We start from the raw sequence: 16,474 nt of genomic DNA on the forward strand, positions 1-16,474 counted from the left end.
GCCCCACGGCAGACCACCCTCCCCTCGGCATCGAACGATCGTTGGATCGAGCACCGTAGTCTGCAGGCGACGCGACTCGGAGACGCCATCATGGAGACGTTCATCGCAGGCCTTCCCAAGGCCGAGCTACACCTGCACCTCGAAGGCACCTTGGAACCCGAGCTGAAGTTCGCTCTCGCCCGGCGCAACGGTGTATCGCTGCCCTACGGCTCCGTGGAGGAGATGAGCATCGCCTACGACTTCGACGACCTGCCTTCGTTCCTCACTCAGTACTACGAAGGCATGAGCGTGCTGCTCACCGAAGCGGACTTCTACGACCTCGCCTGGGCCTACTTCACCAAAGCCGCGTCGCAGAACATCGTATATGCAGAGGTGTTCTTCGATCCACAGGCGCACACGACGAGGGGCGTCGACTTCAACACGGTGATCAGCGGCATCAACCGGGCACAGCTCGACGCCGCCGACCGGCTCGGCGTCCGCAGCGGGCTCATCATGTGCTTGTTGCGAGATCTCGACACCGAATCGGCGATGGCCACCCTCGAACAGGCCATCCCGTATCGGGACCGGATCATCGGAGTGGGCCTCGACTCCGACGAAAAAGACAATCCGCCGATCAAGTTCCGCGACGTGTTCGCCCGTGCCCGCGCCGAGGGCCTGCATCTCACGATGCATTGCGACGTCGACCAGGAGAACTCGGTCGACCACATCTGGCAATCCCTCGACGACATCGGCGTGGAGCGCATCGACCACGGCATCAACTGTCTCGAAGACGACCGTCTCGTTACCGAGATCCGCCGCCGCGGCCTCGGGCTCACCGTATGTCCCATCTCGAACAGCTACGTCGCCGGAAGCCTCAAAGCGGAGCAGATCCGCGCGATGCTCGACGCCGGCCTCCGTGTCACGATCAACTCCGACGACCCCGCCTACTTCCCCGGCTACCTCAACGAGAACCTGCTCGCCGTACAACAGGCCGTGGACCTGTCGCGCGCCGACGTTCTGCGGCTGGTCAAGAACGCGTTCGAGGTGGCGTGGCTGCCCGAGACCGACAAGCAGGGCTATCTGGATGCCGTGGAGGCGTATTCGAGCTGAACGCGCGGCTATCGCGCGGGGTCTGCCAGGCGGGGAAACAGCGGCTCTGTCGAATCGACAGTCTCACCCCCGAGCCGCGCCAGAGCATCCTCCGCGAGCCGGGGCGTGAACGGCACCAGCAGCCCGGCGATCCCCCGGACGATCGTGACCAGCCGACCCAGGACCCGATCGAACTCTCGTCCCGCGCCTGTGTCTCCCTGCACCTCCAGCTTTGCCGACTCCCATGGACGTCGCTGCTGCAGCTCGACGTTGGCGTCACGAATCGCTGTCGAGATGGCCAGAGCAGCCGTCCACAGATCGAACCGATCCAGGGCACGGGCCACGCTCTCCTCCACCGGTACCGCCGGGTGTCCCTCCGAGACGTCGGGGATCCTGCCGTCGCGGTACATCACGAGCAGCGCCGTGATGCGGCTGAGCAGGTTGCCGTACCCGTTTACGAGGTCCTGGTTGACCCGGTCGACCAGACGCTGCTCGGTGAAGCCCACATCACCGACGCAGGGAACCTCGGCGGCCAACCACCAGCGGAGAGCATCCGATCCGTAGACCTCGGCGAGATCGGCCGGGGACACCGTCGGGCCGGCGCTCTTGCTGATCTTGGCGCCGCCAACGGTCAGGTAGTCGTGGACGAAGATGGCTGTCGGGAGCGGCTCGCCCGCCGACAGGAGAAACGCGGGCCAGTAGACGGCATGGAACCGCAGGATGCCCTTTCCGATCACATGGACCCGCTCGTCCGATTCGAGCCACCATGTCCGATAGTCGGACGAATCCGTTCCGTACCCGAGAGCGGTGATGTAGTTGCCGAGCGCGTCATACCAGACGTACACCACCTGATCCTGATCCCCGGCACCGGAATACCCCAGCCGCGCGCCCGTTCTGCCGAACGAGACACGCTGATGTCCTCGAGCCCCGCCTGAATGAAAGACACGACCTCATTGCGCCGAGCGTCCGGGTCGATCCGCAGTCGGCCGCCGGCGATCGCTTCGAGTAATCGGTCCTCGTACCGGCTCAACCGAAAGAACCAGTTGCGTTCGGCGACCTCGTCAACCGTCGTGCCATGCTCAGGGCACATGCCGCCGATGAGATCGCCGACTGCATAGAACTGCTCACAACCTACGCAGTAGAGACCCTCGTAGCTGCGCGGGTACAGATCCCCCGATTGGGCACATGCGCCCCAGAGCCCTTCGACACCGCCGCGGAGGCGAACGTCGGTGCTCGTGCGGATGTAGTCATCGAACGAGAGCGCCAGCGACCGGCGCAACGATTCGAACTCGTCCGCTCTCGCCTGGACCTAGTGCTCGACAGAGACACCGGCGGTCTCCGCCGCGAGCACGTTCTACGGGGAGGGCCCGGTCCCTGAGAGGAATCGCACCCCGTCGCCGATCTGCCTGCGATGACGGGCCAGCACATCTGCCTGTACCAGCTCGAGAGCATGTCCCAGGTGTGGCGACGCGTTGATGTACGGGATGGCCGTCGTGACGTAGAAACGGTTCATCGGTGCCTCCTTGTCGGCCCTGACACGGAGACCACCTTCGCTATCGGACCCCGTGAACGGGGCCCTCGGTGGATCTCACACGCGCCGGACGGCCCCCAGAGGGACACACATCTTCGAGCTGCACGGTGATCCAAAGGTCATCGCCCCCGGAGGCTATCCCACGCCGCACACCCGTGTCCCCAATCAACCGCGACGGTGCTGATCTGGCCCAGATGTTCCGGCGTCCTCGGATACCTGCCCCGCCGTGGCACCGAGGCGACATCGGCCGTACTCTACGCCAGGAGAGGAGAAGTGGATGTCGCGTGCGATCAGACTTGTCGTGAGCGTGGCCTTTGGGGTGGCGGCGTTCCTCGCGCTGTTCCCCAGTGCTGCCACCATGCCCATTCCACCCACGTTCTACTCGGTAGTTGGGAACCGGGTGCCCACCGACAACCCCTTGCTTGCCATCGCAGCGGGCCTCTCGGCCGCCGGATTGGTCTGGTTGTCGACCAGGCCGGGTCGACCAAGACCATAGACCGCGACCCGTCCCGGCAACACCGTCGATCGGGCATGATCCAGCCTCGAGCCCGACTGCACACGACACGCAATGATCGGTGAGTCGTTCACCTTCTCGGGCGTTCCGACACGCGGCAGCCACAGCGTCATGCCACGTAGGTCCGTTCATCGCGCCGTACCCGCACGGACACTGTCGGGCTTTGGAGGCTGGAGTACCGGCATCCGCAGACGCACTCACCGACCACCTGCAGCTCTCGCGCCAACTGATCTCGGCGGCGCGTGGCGCCGCCCAGAGTCAGCCTCCGGAGCGCCGGCCACGAGGGGCTCCGTTGCGCGCAGCGAACACGCCTGCACGAACCATGGAGCACGGCCGCATAGGATGACACCACCATGGAATCAGCAGACTTCGTCGTCATCGGAGGGGGCATCGCCGGAGCATCGGTCGCGTATGAATTGGCCGCACACGCTCGGGTCCTCGTGCTCGAGCGCGAAGCGGTGGCCGGCTACCACACCACCGGCAGATCGGCGGCCGTCTTCACCGAGGCGTACGATAAGAGCGGCATCCGTGCACTGACGAGGGCAAGCCGACAGTTCTTGGAGAATCCTCCGGAGGGGTTCACCGATGTTCCCCTGCTGTCGCCGTTGCCGGTCCTGTTCGTCGGGCGGGACGACCAGCTCGATGCCCTCGAGCGAGTCCTGAACGAGTCGGCGGATCTGGTCCGATGGGTCGATCCGACCGAAGCGCTCACTCTGTGCCCGGTGCTCCGACCCGGTTACGTCGCCGGCGGGGTGCTCGAACCGGACGCCCGTTCCATCGATGTGCACGCTCTCCACCAGGGTTTCCTCCGCGGCGTTCGTCGCAGAGGAAGCCGTGTGCTCACCAGCGCGGAGGTGAGATCCCTCGTCTACACGTCGATGTGGACGGTCGGAACGACGCAAGGGCCGGTCAGGACCCCCGTGATCGTCGACGCCGCCGGGGCGTGGGCGGACCGGGTCGCCGAGATGGCCGGCGCCCGGCCGGTCGGCCTCACTCCGCTTCGGCGCACGGCCTTCACCTTCGATCCTCCACCGGACACCGGCGGCACGCCCTGGCCGATGGTCTTCGATATCGGCGAAGACTTCTACTTCAGGCTCGACGGGCCGCAGATCCTCGCCTCACCGTGCGATGAGAAGCCAATGGAGCCGTGCGACGTCCGGCATGAGGAGATCGACGTGGCGATCGCCATCGATCGCATCCAGACGGCGACCACCCTCACGATCCGCCACGTGCGGAACGCGTGGGCAGGTCTGCGCACCTTCGCGCCGGACCGCGAACCAGTGGTCGGCCGGGATCCCGACGTCCCGGGGTTCTTCTGGCTTGCCGGCCAGGGTGGTTTCGGGATCATGACCTCTCCGGCACTGGCACGTACTGCGTCGGCACTGATCACCGGCGGGTCGGTACCGGAAGGCGTCGACACGACCCGTCTGGACCCGGGACGGTTCTGACCGGCAGGCCCACCTTCATCATCTGCGTCCCGCTCAGGTCGTGCCGACCCAGGGGCCACCACCGATGAATGCACCACCGACAAGGTGGAACACCTGGATCGATTCGCCAACGAACACGACGGCGAGCACCGCGGCGAACAGCGGCGTCAGGTTCAGGTAGGGGCCGGCTTTCGTCGGACCGATCACCACGACCCCTTGGTTCCACGTGATGTAGGCGATGACGGAAGCGAAGACCCCAACGTAGACGATCGTCGCGACGTGGGGAAGGCTCCAGGCGAAACCGCCGATGGTGGCGGCTTCCCACAGGTAGAACGGCAGCAGCATCAGGGTCCCCACGGCAGCGACAGCCGTGACGATCACCAGGGGCGGCAGCTGCGGCCGGCGACGCAGCCCGACGGAGTTGACGGCCCACGCCACGACCGCACCGAGGATGAGCAGGTCACCAACGGCGAAGTGCATCCCTCCGAGCGCCCGAATGTCACCGCGGGTGAGCAGGACAGGTGCAGGGACTCGACGCTCGAGCATCGATCCTACCGGGTGACAGCCAAGAGCCTCCCCGGACCCTCACGTTGCGTGATGCTCCGGCATGCACCATATGGCACACATAGTGCGTCACGCGACACAGGCAGTCGCCGAATCCGATTCCCCTCCGACAGCCAAGAAGTGATAGATGCTCTCCCGCTCACACCCGGTCGACGCGCCCGCCCTCGCCAGGCGGCGGTGCATCCGAGCCCAGGGCCAGGCACGAGTTGCACATCCCTCTGTAGATCACCTGGGCCTCGTCGACGACACCTACGACTTCGTCCGGTGTCATGCACGGTTTGGTTCCTTTGGCACAGGGGACATCGATGATCGAGCCACAGTTTCGACACACGAGGTGATGGTGCCACTCTGTCGCTATCTCGTAGCGGGTTGTCCCGGGTCCGGCGTCGGCCACCATGACCAGCCCGGCGGACGTCAGGTCCGCGAGCACGTTGAAGACCGACGCCCGGGAAACGGTGATGCCGCGTACTTCCAGCCCCTTTGCGACATCCTCCGTCGTCGGGTGTCCTGGGAGTGCGGCCAGTGTCTCGAGCACGCCCAGACGGGCCCGAGTCACCCTCAGGCCCGCCGAGCGCAATCGTTCGTGCGCGTCGATCGGTTCGGTCACTTGAGGTGAGCGCGGAGCATCCACAGCTGCTCCTCGAGCCCTTCGATGATCCCCTGGAGAAGCGCATCGCTGATGACATCGAGATCGGCGACTGTCTGTTGGTTGTCACGCGCCTTCCGTACAGCCACCTCCACCCGCTCCGCAATCAGGCGAATGGCGTCTCTGTCGACCAGCCATGTGAGCGGGAACCCGCCACCTGTTCCCTCGTCGCCGACGTCCTGGGCGCGGCCCTTCGGGATGACGCCGAGGGTAACGATCCGCTCCGCGACACTGTCACTCCAGAGGCGCCAGGCATCGACCAGCACATCGAGGCGCTCGTGAACCGACTGGAAACGCTCACCGACGACAGTCCAGTGGGCTTGCTTGCCCAGCAGATGCAAGTCGATCAGATCGATCAGCGTGGGCTGCAAGGCATCGGCCACCTTGCCGGCGGTCTCCTCGGGAAGCACGGTCCAACTCATAACAATCCTCCTCAAACTGGCTTTTTGACTGAGTCTAAGCTAGTTGGTGAATTGGACATAGTCAAATATAGGGGTTCACTGCCGGTCTCACCCGCCCACACGCTCGGTCACCGCCGCGAGCGTGCAATCGTCAGGAGACGGCCGGGCGAGACACGCGATCAGCCGTGTTCGGTGAACAGCCTCGGCAGCGGGCTTTCGTGCCCGGACTTCGCGACCGTGCGCGGCACCGGTCTGATACTCACGTGGCCACATTCCGAGCAGACCGAACGTTCCAGGCCCGGCCCGATACGCTGAACGACCTGATCGTGCTTGTGGGCTCTTGCCATCATCCGTCGACCTGTCCCACGTCGTAGATCCGTACCGTCATCTTCCATGTGCGTGCACCATCGACAAGGGTGTAGCCGGTCAGATCGCCGCCCGGCTGGAAGGTGATCGTCGCATCGGTGAGGGTTCCCGCGGCCGATGCGTCCGACAGCCCGCTTCCTTGAAGCACCGCCCCCTTGAGCGTTCCGCTCACCTCGCCATCCCCGGTGACCGTCGCTCCTTCGAGGTCGCGCAGAAGCAGCAGTGAAGGGGCGTCTGCCGCCTCTCCAAGAGGAACTTCGGTCGTCCCGGAGGGAGTGGTGACCGTGGCCACACCGTCTTTGACGGTGGTCGTCATTTCCTGGCCGCCCGACCTGGTCACCAGTTCGCGGTCGGTGCCATTCACCCATCCGGACAGATCCACCGAGACCAAGCCGGACTGTGTCTGCGCCTGGATGGTTGCTTCGAAACGGTATGCCGAGACGGCGAGCGTCCTGTCCAGCGCATCGATGTACGGTGCGAGCTCCGTCGAAACAGTCGTCGTCGGTGCGGGTGCCGTTGTCGACGTGGTCGACGTCGACACGGTCTGAGTCGGCTCTGCAGACGGAACCGACGAGGTCGGAACCTCTGCGGCCGGGCCGCCGCAGGCCGCGACCACGAGTGCTGCCATGGCCAAGAACGCGATCCTTCGGTACATCTGATCTCTCCTACTGTGTCCGACTAGGGATGTTCCGGCTCGTCGGCATCACTCGAGGCGCCGGCCTCAGATGCTTCGTCGTCGGTATTCTCACCGCTGCCGACATCGGTCGGCTCCTCAGGTTCCGTCGGCTCCGAGACGGTGGTCTCATCTTCCTCCGGAGCCGAGACCGAAGCCGAAGAACCAGACTCCGCGTCGTCGGAACCCTCGACCTGCTCCGCATCCGAGCCATCCGAGACTTCGGCGATACCGTCTTGCGAACCCTCGACCTGCTCCGCATCCGAGCCATCCGAAGACTCGACACCACCCTCCCCGAAGCCCTCGATGGATGACCCTGCCGGACCCTCCACTTCCTCCTCGACAAGTCCCGTCGAGTTCGGTTCGACTTCCTGCTTGAGGGTTTCCAGCTCTCCGGAGAGCGCACTGCCGTCTGGAGCGGCCGCCACCGCGACGGCGGCTTCTTGGAGTGCGCGAACGATCTCGGACGGGTCGTCGCCCCTGGCCATCAGCCCCGACACCTCTTCGAGACGGTGGCGGGCCGGAACCAATGGATCGAATACTGCCTGGACACGCTCGACAACCCGCTTGGCCGGATAGAGCGAGTCGCCGGGAAGCGACCCTTGCGCTGCAAACGCTACACCGGCGGGCCCCAGGGTCATCGTGGCAATCAACAGACCGGTGATCCTGCGCCGAAGCGATGTCGACCACCGAGTGCGGGTCGCCGGGACCACAACCGGCGCAGATTCGATCGCCTCGGCAATCGCGTTCAGGTGAGCGGCGCGCGCCTCGTCCGAAATCTGGAACTTCGTCCGATCCTCGAGCATCCGTGTCAACTGTTGTCGCTTCATGGCTTTCATTCGTGCGTCCTCCCATACGCAGGCTCACCTTTCACGGGTTCAGACGCCGCAGAACCGTCGGATTCGACTGGTGAGAGCGCTCGACGCAACGAAGCTTCGGCGCGCGCGATCATCGCGTAGACGGCCACCCTGTTGGAACCGACGACTTGGGCCACCTCCGCACCCGACATTCCCACCACATGGCGCAGCAACACGACGGTTTGCTGATGGGGAGTGAGCGCTGCGAACGCCGCCTCGAGATCGGGGCCGAACGGCACGTCGATTGGATCCACTTCCTGGGTCTCCGGTTCGGGAAGCTCATCCATGAGCTGTTCGGGTCGCCTGGATCGGCGGCGGATCTCATCCAGACACGTAAACCTCACACTGCGATACAGCCAGGCTCGAACGGAACGGCCATCTCCCACGAGATCGGGCGCAGCCTTGACGAACTCCAGGAACGCCTGTTGGACGGCGTCCTCTGCTGCAAGACGGTCGCGCAGCATCCCAAATGCAAATCTACCGAGTGAACCGGAGAGAGCTTCATACAGCCGTCTGAACGCGGCAGGATCCCGCCTCCGGAGAGCAGGAACGAGTGCATCGAGGTCCATCTCGTTTTCTGGCATCAACCTTGTCGATTCCGGCGGGAGGCGCCCCTTGTGGACGCCTCCCGCCTCTTGGTCTCTTGGCTTTCCCGTCTAGCTGTTTGCACTCGTGGTCACGGTCGACGCCGCTCCTTCATCGGAGCCCTCGTCCGAACTCGAATCGGATTCCGAGTCCGATTCCTCATGATCGGACTTGCTGTCGTCGCCCGACACCTGCTCGGAGTCCTGCTCATCACCCGACACCTGATCGGAGTCCTGGTCGTCGGCCGAGATCTCCTCAGAGTCCTGCTCATCACCCGAGATCTCCTCGGAGTCCTGCTCATCACCCGAGATCTCCTCAGAGTCCTGCTCGTCGGCCGAAATCACCTCGGAGTCCTGCTCGTCGGCCGAAATCTCCTCGTCGGAGGACATACCCGCTTCGGGACTCGAGACAGTCGCCTCGAACGCTCCGTCATCTGCGTTGATCTCGATCGTGACCGAGCCGTCGTCTGCGGTGAGTTTCAGGTGCCCATCGTCTGTTTCCAGCGTGAAGCCATCCGGCTGGTCCATCGACAGGGAGCCATCGTCGGCAACCGTGATCGTGAAGCTGTACGTGCCGATCGTCACGATGTGGTCACCGGGCTCCAGTTGCCCCAAATCGACCTTGACCTCACTATCGAACGTTCCGTCTTCGACCTCGACTTCGATCGACAAGCTGTCCGTGGCAAGCACGAACTCACCATCGTCACTCGTCGATGCGACGAGATCGACGAGATCCGTGAAACCCTCCGGCGCCGCCGTAACCGTGACCGTGCCGCCGTCGACGCTCAGCGTGACGTCTCCCACTCCGGGCACCGTCAAGGTGTAATCGCCGTTTGCCAATGCCTCGTCGGCACCGGCAACACTCATGATCCCGACCGTGGCCAGCGTCAGGGCTGCCATCGTCAGAAGTATCCAGAAACTCCGCCGCATCATCTTCCTCCTTGAAGGACGTCTACGCCGGTACAGACGAATATCGACAATCAGATTCGACGGCTTGATCGAAACTTCTCAGCACGTGCCTGCAAGACGATCGAAAGTGTCAGTCGAGCGAGGCCGCAACCTTCTCGGCCTTCCGCAACACTCGGAGCGCGTTCTTCCCGAGGACCTTGCGGATCGCCTGCTCATCCCAGCCTCTGCCGAGAAGCTCGGCGGTGATGTTCGGGTAGCACGAAACGTCCTCCAGCCCCGCTGGAACGACATCGATGCCATCGAAGTCGCTTCCGAGCCCGACATGATCAACGCCCGCGACGTGGACGGCGTGTTCGATATGGTCGACGACATCGGCCACGGATCCCGCGTCGATCGGATCATCCTCGGCCATGCGCCGCATCGCCTCCTCGAGTGCCTCGTCGTCGCTCAGTTCGCCGTGGAGGCGTCTCGCTTCGGCGAACAATCCGAGTGACTTCTCCGCCGCTTCACCAGTGAGGAACCCCGAATAGAAGTTGATCATCACGACGCCACCCGAACGCCCGACCGCTTCGAGAACATCGTCGGGAATGTTGCGAGGGTGCGCAGCCAACGCAGCGGCGCTCGAGTGCGAAGCGATCACCGGGGCTGCCGACACCTCCAGGGCATCCCACATCGTGTCGATCGACACGTGAGAGATATCGACGAGCATCGCGAGCCGATTCATCTCCCGCACCACATCTCTGCCGAAGTCGGTCAGACCACCGTGTCGTGGCTCGTCCGTCGCGGAATCGGCCCAATCGATCGTGTCGATGTGTGTGAGCGTCATGTAGCGCACACCGAGATCGCCGAGCGCCCTCAACGCAGGTAGCGAGTTCTCGATGCTGTGTCCACCCTCGGCTCCGAGCAACCCCGCGACCCGGCCGGAAGCCCGGATGCGTTCGACCTCATCGGAACCGACGGCCAGTTCCGTCCACCCGGGAGCCATCGCCAACATCCGCCGAACCAGGTCGATCTGCTCGATGGTCTCACGCAGTGGCGACTTGCTCCACGCAGGCACGTACACGGACCAGAACTGCGCGCCGACACCACCCTCGCGTAGCCGAGGGAAATCGGTGTGATACCCGTCGAGATGGGTTCGAGGATCGGCAACGTCGAGCGAACCACCGGCACGCATCCTGATCGCCCACGGCAGGTCGTTGTGACCATCCACGACGGGGAGATCTCGATGGATGCGACGGGCAGCTGCCTGTCCCGTTCTCGTGACGTTCAACAGCAACTATCCGTACGAACCGTCACGAGAACGAGACCGGTCGTTGCGGTTTCTCGTTCACGACGAGCTGGAATACGTCCGGCCGGGCGTAATGGCCAACCACATCGAGGTCGAATGTCGCGCGGGGGATCTCGCTCAAGTCGACATCCGCGATGAGGACCGCCTCACCGTCACGATATGGTTCGACGAGGAATGTCCCGTGCGGGTCGACGATACAACTCCCCCCACCGATCAACACCTGGCTCGGTTCGGCGCCGATCGGATAGTCGTCCGGATAATCCGCTCGGGTGGTGTATTGGCCGACAGAAACAACAAAGCAGCGTCCTTCGAGAGCGATGTGCCGCATCGATGCAGCCCACCGTTCCCGATCGTCGACAGTGGGAGCGCACCAGATCTGCACACCTTTCGCGTAGAGGGCGGCGCGATAGAGCGGCAGGTAGTTCTCCCAGCAGATCGCCGCGCCGAGCCGACCGACCGACGTCTCGATCACCGGCATCGTCGAACCGTCGCCGAATCCCCAGATGAGACGTTCGGCGGCCGTTGGCATGAGCTTGCGGTGGGTACCGAGCATCGCCCCATCGGGACCGAAGAACACCGCCGTGCAGTAGAGCGTTCCGCCGTCGCGTTCGATGACTCCGACGATCAGATGCACGCCGTACTCGGCGGCAGCCGCACCGATCCGCTCCGACTCGAGACCCGGGAGATCGATCGCCGATTCCCAGTATCGGCGGAACCAATCACGGCCTTCCTCGGTCCGAGAGCCGACGACCGTGCCGAAATCATGGCCCTTCGGATACCCGCCGACGAACGCCTCCGGGAACACGACGATGTCTGAACCCCCTTCGGCCGCCTCTGCAACGAGCCGTTCCAGCTTGGTGAGCGTCGCCGGCGTATCAAACGCGATCGACCCGGCCTGCACCGCAGCAATCCGAACCATCGCCGGCCTTTCCTCGACACTCGACGCAACCCTACCCTTTTGGGCTCACCCCTCCGAGCGTATCCTCCCGATGGACGCGAGGCGCAAGAGGGCACGAGCGAAAAAGAGAAGATTGAGCACAACCAGCACTCCTCCGACGACGAGCAGTATCGGGGCACTCACCCCTGAGGCTATGGACTCGAGCCAGCGGACGAGCGGGGCACCCGGATCCTCTGTGAGCTCATGGGCGAAGATCGAACGGATGAAATCGACCGGACCGGCAAGCGTTGCCGCGACGACGAACAAACCCGACACGAGGCCGATCACGCTCGCGACGACACCCAACGCTGCGCTTCGCCGGCCTTCGACCGTCGCGGGCACGTCGTTTCGCTGCAGATCCCATGCCGCCAAGACGATGTCACCGAACATGCGGAGCCTGCGCATCAAGCCCGGCCAAAACCCATACTTCTCTTCCTTCACCGTTTGTGAAATCCCCCGGAACACTCGATACCTGAGCCCTTTGCCGTAGTACACGGCATAGAAGTTGAGCCCCGCTTCGATCCGGAACCGAACCTTGTACCGGTCGGGAAGCTGCTCCCACAGCCGTTTGGTGACCGCACGTTCACCTCCGAGGAGCGGGATGAAACGCATCAGCAGGCGCAGGTAGTAGATCTTGCGGTTGCGCATGAGAATGAACATCTCGCAGGAACCGTCGAGCACCGGTTGCACGGTCTCGGCGATCATCTCATGGGTCAGCCCGTCGATATCGGCGTCGGCAAAGAAGATCACATCGGTTCTCGCGTGCGCCACGCCAACGTCCATGGCGTGACCCTTGCCCTGATTCGGCTCGATACGCAGATAGGTGACCGGGTAGGCGGCAACAACATCTGCGGTGCCGTCGGTCGACCCGTCGTCGACAACGATGACCTCTTCAAAACCCCGATAGGTCGTCAGCACATCGAGTACTCGCCCGATACGGGGGGCCTCGTTGTACGCGGCGACGATCGCCGTCACGCCTCGGTGCGGCGCATCCATATCCAGCCCCTCTTCGCAACGAACCCGACGACCGCCACAACGAGCAAGAATATCTCGGCACGCGGGACATTGCGCTGCAGAACCTCGAGCTGTGTCCCGGCGACCCATCCGAGAGGGAGCAGCACACCGAGCCACAGCATCGCCCCGATGGCATCGAACATGACGAATCTCCGGGTCGGGACCTCTTTCACCGACATGTAGACCAGTGACAGCACCCTGGTGCCATAGAGGAGTTTCACGAACAACAACCCACGATGGGGGTGGTCACCCACCCACCGGTCGAGCTTGTCGACGACCCTGTCGAACCGGACGAGCCGATCGGGATCCCGGCGGATCCGTGCAAGCGTCTTCCCCGACATCGAGAACCACATCGTGTCCGACACCACCGTTCCCAGCAGCGCCCATCCAAAGACCGAAGGAAGATCCCAGTGCCCCTGCGACGCGAGCGCTCCCGCCGCCAGCACCACCGAATCGCCAAGGATGAATGTTCCCAAGAACACGACCCAGGAGCGATAGATGATGAGGGAAGAAAGCACGAACATCCCGAACGAGCGGTTGAGCAACCATAGCGGGTCGACGATCAAGGAACTTCGACGGCACGCCGGCACCACCTCCGAAGGCGAACGTCGGAACGATCGTCGTCCTGCTGCTCAGGTTCCGTACCGAGAGCCGGTCGCGGGCAGGTCGATGCGAAGGACTGCACCCGGGAATCGATCGTCATCCACAACGTGCACGGTGCCACCATGCGCTTCGACGATGGCTTTCACCACTGCGAGACCGAGACCAGTGCCTCCCGCGGCGCGAGACCGTGCATCGTCGAGACGCACGAAACGATCGAAGATCTCTTCACGACGGCTCTTGGGGATACCGGGTCCGTCATCGGCAATCAACAAGTACGAAGAACCGCTGCCTCCACCGCTCTCGACCCACACCCTCTTGTCGGCATGTCGAGTGGCGTTGTCGAGAAGGTTGCGGGCAAGTTGCCTCATCCTTCGCCGATCCAGGTGCACGTACGTGGCGGCAAGGCCCGACACATCGAACGAGACGCCCGAGACGGCCTTCGACCCGACTTCTTCTCGGACGAGCTCGGCCAGATCGAATGAAGTGCAGTCGAGCTGGAAGTGGTCTTCGTCGGCACGCGACAGTGTGAGAAGATCCTCCACGAGCAGCGCAAGCCGCCGAGCCTCCCCGGCGACATCCCCCGCGAACTCCTTCATGTCTATCTGCGCACGTGCCGATTCGACCACCTCCGCCATTGTCAGGAGGGATGCAACCGGGCTCTTCAGTTCATGCGATGCATCGGAAACGAAACGACGTTGCCGGGCGACAGACGACTCGAGACGATCCAGCATGCCGTTGAGCGTCTCGGCAAGATGGCGGATCTCATCCTGACTATCAGGAACATCTATCCTTCGATCGAGCTTGGCGAGAGTGATGCCTTCCGCCTGAGCGATCATCTTCCCTACAGGCCTCAGTGACCGGCCGACGAGTCCCCATGTCATCAAGGCGCCGATCATCACCAGCAGCGGGATCCCGACCGCGAGCATGGGTATCAGCGTCGCTATCGCCCTGTTGACCGACGCCAACGATCCAACGACGACGACTTGATAGACCCCGTTTCCCGACGCTGCTCCGGTGACCGCCATAAGGTACGGGCCCTCCTCATCATGGTTGTCGCCGACCTCCTGTTCACCCGAGGCGTCGAGCGCGGTCACCTCGGTGAGCCGCAACGCTCCTGCAGGCACCGTGTCGGTGGTAACGGCCTGCTGACCCTCGATGTCGAGAGTCGATGCGATGACCGTGCCCGATGCGTCGATGACCTGCGCGGAAGTTCCCCTCACCGACGGAATCGTGCGCGAGAGACCGCCGGACACGACAAGACCCGCGATGTCTTGGGATCGAGACGAGACAACGGTCTCCAGGGAACGCGTGAGGTTCGCGCGGGTCAACGCAATGAACACGACTCCCCCGACCACGAGCGCCCCGGTGATGACAAGTGTCGCAAGCACCGTGGCTTGGGCTCTCACCCCTTTCGGAAGTGTGAGCCTACGCATCCCGGGAACCGTCGGGGACGAGGCGGTACCCGACACCCCTCACCGTCTCGATCGATCTCCGGCCATACGGGGCATCGATCTTCTTGCGGAGATAGCCGACATACACCTCCACAACGTTCGGATCGCCGTCGAATCCCCAATCCCATACCGCATTCAGGATATCGAGCTTCGAGAAGACCTCACCGGGGTGCCGCATCAGGTACTCGAGCAGAGAGAACTCCTTCGGGGTGAGCCGCACCTCCTCGTCTCCTCGCATGCATCGGTGGCGCGCAGGATTGAGCGTGAGGTCTCCGACGGAGAGGACCGCGGGCCGGGCGGTGTTGCCTCGACGCGCCAGCGCACGGATCCGGGCCAGCAGCACCACGAACGAAAACGGCTTCGTCAAGTAGTCATCTGCTCCGGTGTCAAGCGCTTCGGCGAGGTCATACTCCCCGTCTTTGGCCGTCAACATGAGAATCGGAGTCCAGTTCCCCTCTTCTCGCAGATCGGCGCAGACCTGGTACCCGTTGCGGCGCGGAAGCATGATGTCGAGGATGATCACCTCATAGGGTTGGTTGCCGGCAAGCCATAGGCCCTCCTCGCCGTCATGAGCGATGTCCACGGCATGGCCTTCCGCCTCGAGTCCACGTTTGACATACGCAGCGAGCTTCACTTCGTCTTCGACGACCAGCAGCCTCACGTGATCATCCTGTCGCGTGCCGGCCATACGGGCATTCGGCGTCGGAGGAACCACCCCCGGAGCTGTGGTTCTCGCCTTCTCTGTATACGGGCGGCGTTCTCGCCATCGAAAGAAACCCGGACCGAACGGTGCATGTGATGCATGACGTCGAGGCTACCGAGCCAAAACTGAGAGGGAGCTGAGAACACGATCCCGCCATCGTTGTCGAACCTGTGGGCTTCTCAGGATGGCTCAGGGTTCTCACAGGACCGATGGTGAACACTGTGAGCAAGCTCCCCGTACCAAAAAGGAGGTATGAGCTTTGAGCATCAAGAAGAAGACGAGCATCGCGGCCATCGCACTGGTTGCCCTCGCGTCACTCGGCGTGGGTAGCGCAGCGATCGCCCAGACCGGTCAGGCCCCGGCGCAGACGTCGGCTCCAACCCAGGCTCCGGCGACGGTGCAGCAACCTGCCCAGTCGGAACAGGTCGAGGCCACGACGACGGACTCCGATCAGGTCCAGTTCGAATCCCGGTCCGAGGCCGACGACGCCACCGAGGCGCCCGGCAAGGAAGACGGGACCGACCAGGACAAGGATGAGCAGTCGCCTTCCTATTCGTCCAGCCTGACGGCACCGCAGGGCAGCGATGGCGGCAATGAAACGGCAGAAGCGAAGGCTCTTGCCGGCATACCGGGTCTGATCGGTGAGCAGGCCGCCAAGGACGCCGCTCTTGCGGCATTCGATGGCACCGTTCAGAAGGTCGAGCTCGACAATGAGAACGGCGCTGTCGTCTACTCGGTCGAGATCACCAACTCGTCCGGTGCCGGCGCCGATGTGAAGGTCGACGCGGGCAACGGCACCGTCCTCCACCAGGAAGCCGGCGGCGCCGACAAGGGCGAGAAGGAGGCCGGCGAGCACTAGGCAACCTCCTCTCTGATGTGTGGGGCCTCCGGGTCCCACACATCGCGTCGTTCTCGTGACGCTCAACATGAACTATCCG

Annotated in this window: 17 protein-coding genes and 1 pseudogene; 4 read left to right on the forward strand and 14 right to left on the reverse strand. The window is 63.6% G+C overall.

Annotation, left to right across the window (positions count from 1 at the left end; genetic code table 11):
* Positions 1-90 precede the first annotated feature (90 nt).
* The gene (locus GXP34_09615; GenBank protein NOY56229.1) at positions 91-1,089 is read left to right on the forward strand and encodes an adenosine deaminase; all 999 of its coding nucleotides are present in this window, start codon (positions 91-93) and stop codon (positions 1,087-1,089) included.
* Positions 1,090-1,097: 8 nt separating this feature from the next.
* Here the strand turns inward: GXP34_09615 and GXP34_09620 are convergent.
* A pseudogene (locus GXP34_09620) lies at positions 1,098-2,581 on the reverse strand (methionine--tRNA ligase).
* A gap of 295 nt (positions 2,582-2,876) precedes the next feature.
* Here GXP34_09620 and GXP34_09625 point away from each other — a divergent pair.
* Both GXP34_09625 and GXP34_09630 read left to right on the forward strand, forming a co-directional pair.
* Positions 2,877-3,095, forward strand: a complete 219-nt coding sequence (locus GXP34_09625) for a hypothetical protein (GenBank protein ID NOY56230.1) — start codon at positions 2,877-2,879, stop codon at positions 3,093-3,095.
* A 371-nt stretch (positions 3,096-3,466) separates the two neighbouring features.
* Entirely contained in the window at positions 3,467-4,561 is a 1,095-nt protein-coding gene (locus GXP34_09630; GenBank protein ID NOY56231.1) for an FAD-binding oxidoreductase, read from the forward strand.
* 33 nt (positions 4,562-4,594) lie between these two features.
* On the opposite strand, the gene GXP34_09635 is transcribed toward GXP34_09630, so the two are convergent.
* The 13 genes from GXP34_09635 to GXP34_09695 all read right to left on the reverse strand — a co-directional run bounded on the left by GXP34_09635 (position 4,595) and on the right by GXP34_09695 (position 15,494).
* Entirely contained in the window at positions 4,595-5,086 is a 492-nt protein-coding gene (locus GXP34_09635) for a DMT family transporter (protein ID NOY56232.1), read from the reverse strand.
* Between the two features lie 157 nt (positions 5,087-5,243).
* The gene (locus GXP34_09640) at positions 5,244-5,711 is read right to left on the reverse strand and encodes a transcriptional repressor (protein ID NOY56233.1); all 468 of its coding nucleotides are present in this window, start codon (positions 5,709-5,711) and stop codon (positions 5,244-5,246) included.
* Positions 5,708-6,172, reverse strand: a complete 465-nt coding sequence (locus tag GXP34_09645) for a DNA starvation/stationary phase protection protein (GenBank protein ID NOY56234.1) — start codon at positions 6,170-6,172, stop codon at positions 5,708-5,710. The genes GXP34_09640 and GXP34_09645 overlap by 4 nt, the downstream gene beginning before the upstream one ends.
* Before the next feature lie 325 nt (positions 6,173-6,497).
* Entirely contained in the window at positions 6,498-7,172 is a 675-nt protein-coding gene (locus GXP34_09650; protein ID NOY56235.1) for a hypothetical protein, read from the reverse strand.
* A 23-nt stretch (positions 7,173-7,195) separates the two neighbouring features.
* A complete protein-coding gene (locus GXP34_09655; protein NOY56236.1) occupies positions 7,196-8,029 on the reverse strand; it encodes a hypothetical protein in 834 nt (277 codons plus the stop codon).
* The gene (locus GXP34_09660) at positions 8,026-8,616 is read right to left on the reverse strand and encodes an RNA polymerase sigma factor (protein NOY56237.1); all 591 of its coding nucleotides are present in this window, start codon (positions 8,614-8,616) and stop codon (positions 8,026-8,028) included. Before GXP34_09660 ends, GXP34_09655 begins: the two co-directional genes overlap by 4 nt.
* A gap of 87 nt (positions 8,617-8,703) precedes the next feature.
* Entirely contained in the window at positions 8,704-9,564 is an 861-nt protein-coding gene (locus GXP34_09665; protein NOY56238.1) for a hypothetical protein, read from the reverse strand.
* A gap of 106 nt (positions 9,565-9,670) precedes the next feature.
* Positions 9,671-10,810: a membrane dipeptidase gene (locus GXP34_09670; GenBank protein NOY56239.1), complete on the reverse strand. Its 1,140-nt coding sequence runs from the start codon at positions 10,808-10,810 to the stop codon at positions 9,671-9,673.
* Positions 10,811-10,832: 22 nt separating this feature from the next.
* Positions 10,833-11,747, reverse strand: a complete 915-nt coding sequence (locus tag GXP34_09675; protein NOY56240.1) for a nitrilase — start codon at positions 11,745-11,747, stop codon at positions 10,833-10,835.
* A gap of 45 nt (positions 11,748-11,792) precedes the next feature.
* Positions 11,793-12,761: a glycosyltransferase family 2 protein gene (locus GXP34_09680; protein NOY56241.1), complete on the reverse strand. Its 969-nt coding sequence runs from the start codon at positions 12,759-12,761 to the stop codon at positions 11,793-11,795.
* A complete protein-coding gene (locus GXP34_09685) occupies positions 12,737-13,345 on the reverse strand; it encodes a hypothetical protein (GenBank protein ID NOY56242.1) in 609 nt (202 codons plus the stop codon). The genes GXP34_09680 and GXP34_09685 overlap by 25 nt, the downstream gene beginning before the upstream one ends.
* Before the next feature lie 66 nt (positions 13,346-13,411).
* Positions 13,412-14,815 (reverse strand): HAMP domain-containing protein, encoded by a 1,404-nt coding sequence (locus tag GXP34_09690; protein NOY56243.1) that lies wholly within the window; start codon positions 14,813-14,815, stop codon positions 13,412-13,414.
* Positions 14,808-15,494: a response regulator transcription factor gene (locus tag GXP34_09695; protein ID NOY56244.1), complete on the reverse strand. Its 687-nt coding sequence runs from the start codon at positions 15,492-15,494 to the stop codon at positions 14,808-14,810. The genes GXP34_09690 and GXP34_09695 overlap by 8 nt, the downstream gene beginning before the upstream one ends.
* Positions 15,495-15,873: 379 nt before the next feature.
* Between GXP34_09695 and GXP34_09700 the strand changes: the two genes are divergently transcribed.
* Entirely contained in the window at positions 15,874-16,395 is a 522-nt protein-coding gene (locus GXP34_09700) for a peptidase M4 (GenBank protein NOY56245.1), read from the forward strand.
* The last annotated feature ends 79 nt before the right edge of the window (positions 16,396-16,474 follow it).

This window comes from Actinomycetota bacterium, from assembly GCA_013152275.1.
Classification (GTDB): Bacteria; Actinomycetota; Acidimicrobiia; order Spongiisociales; family UBA4744; genus BMS3Bbin01.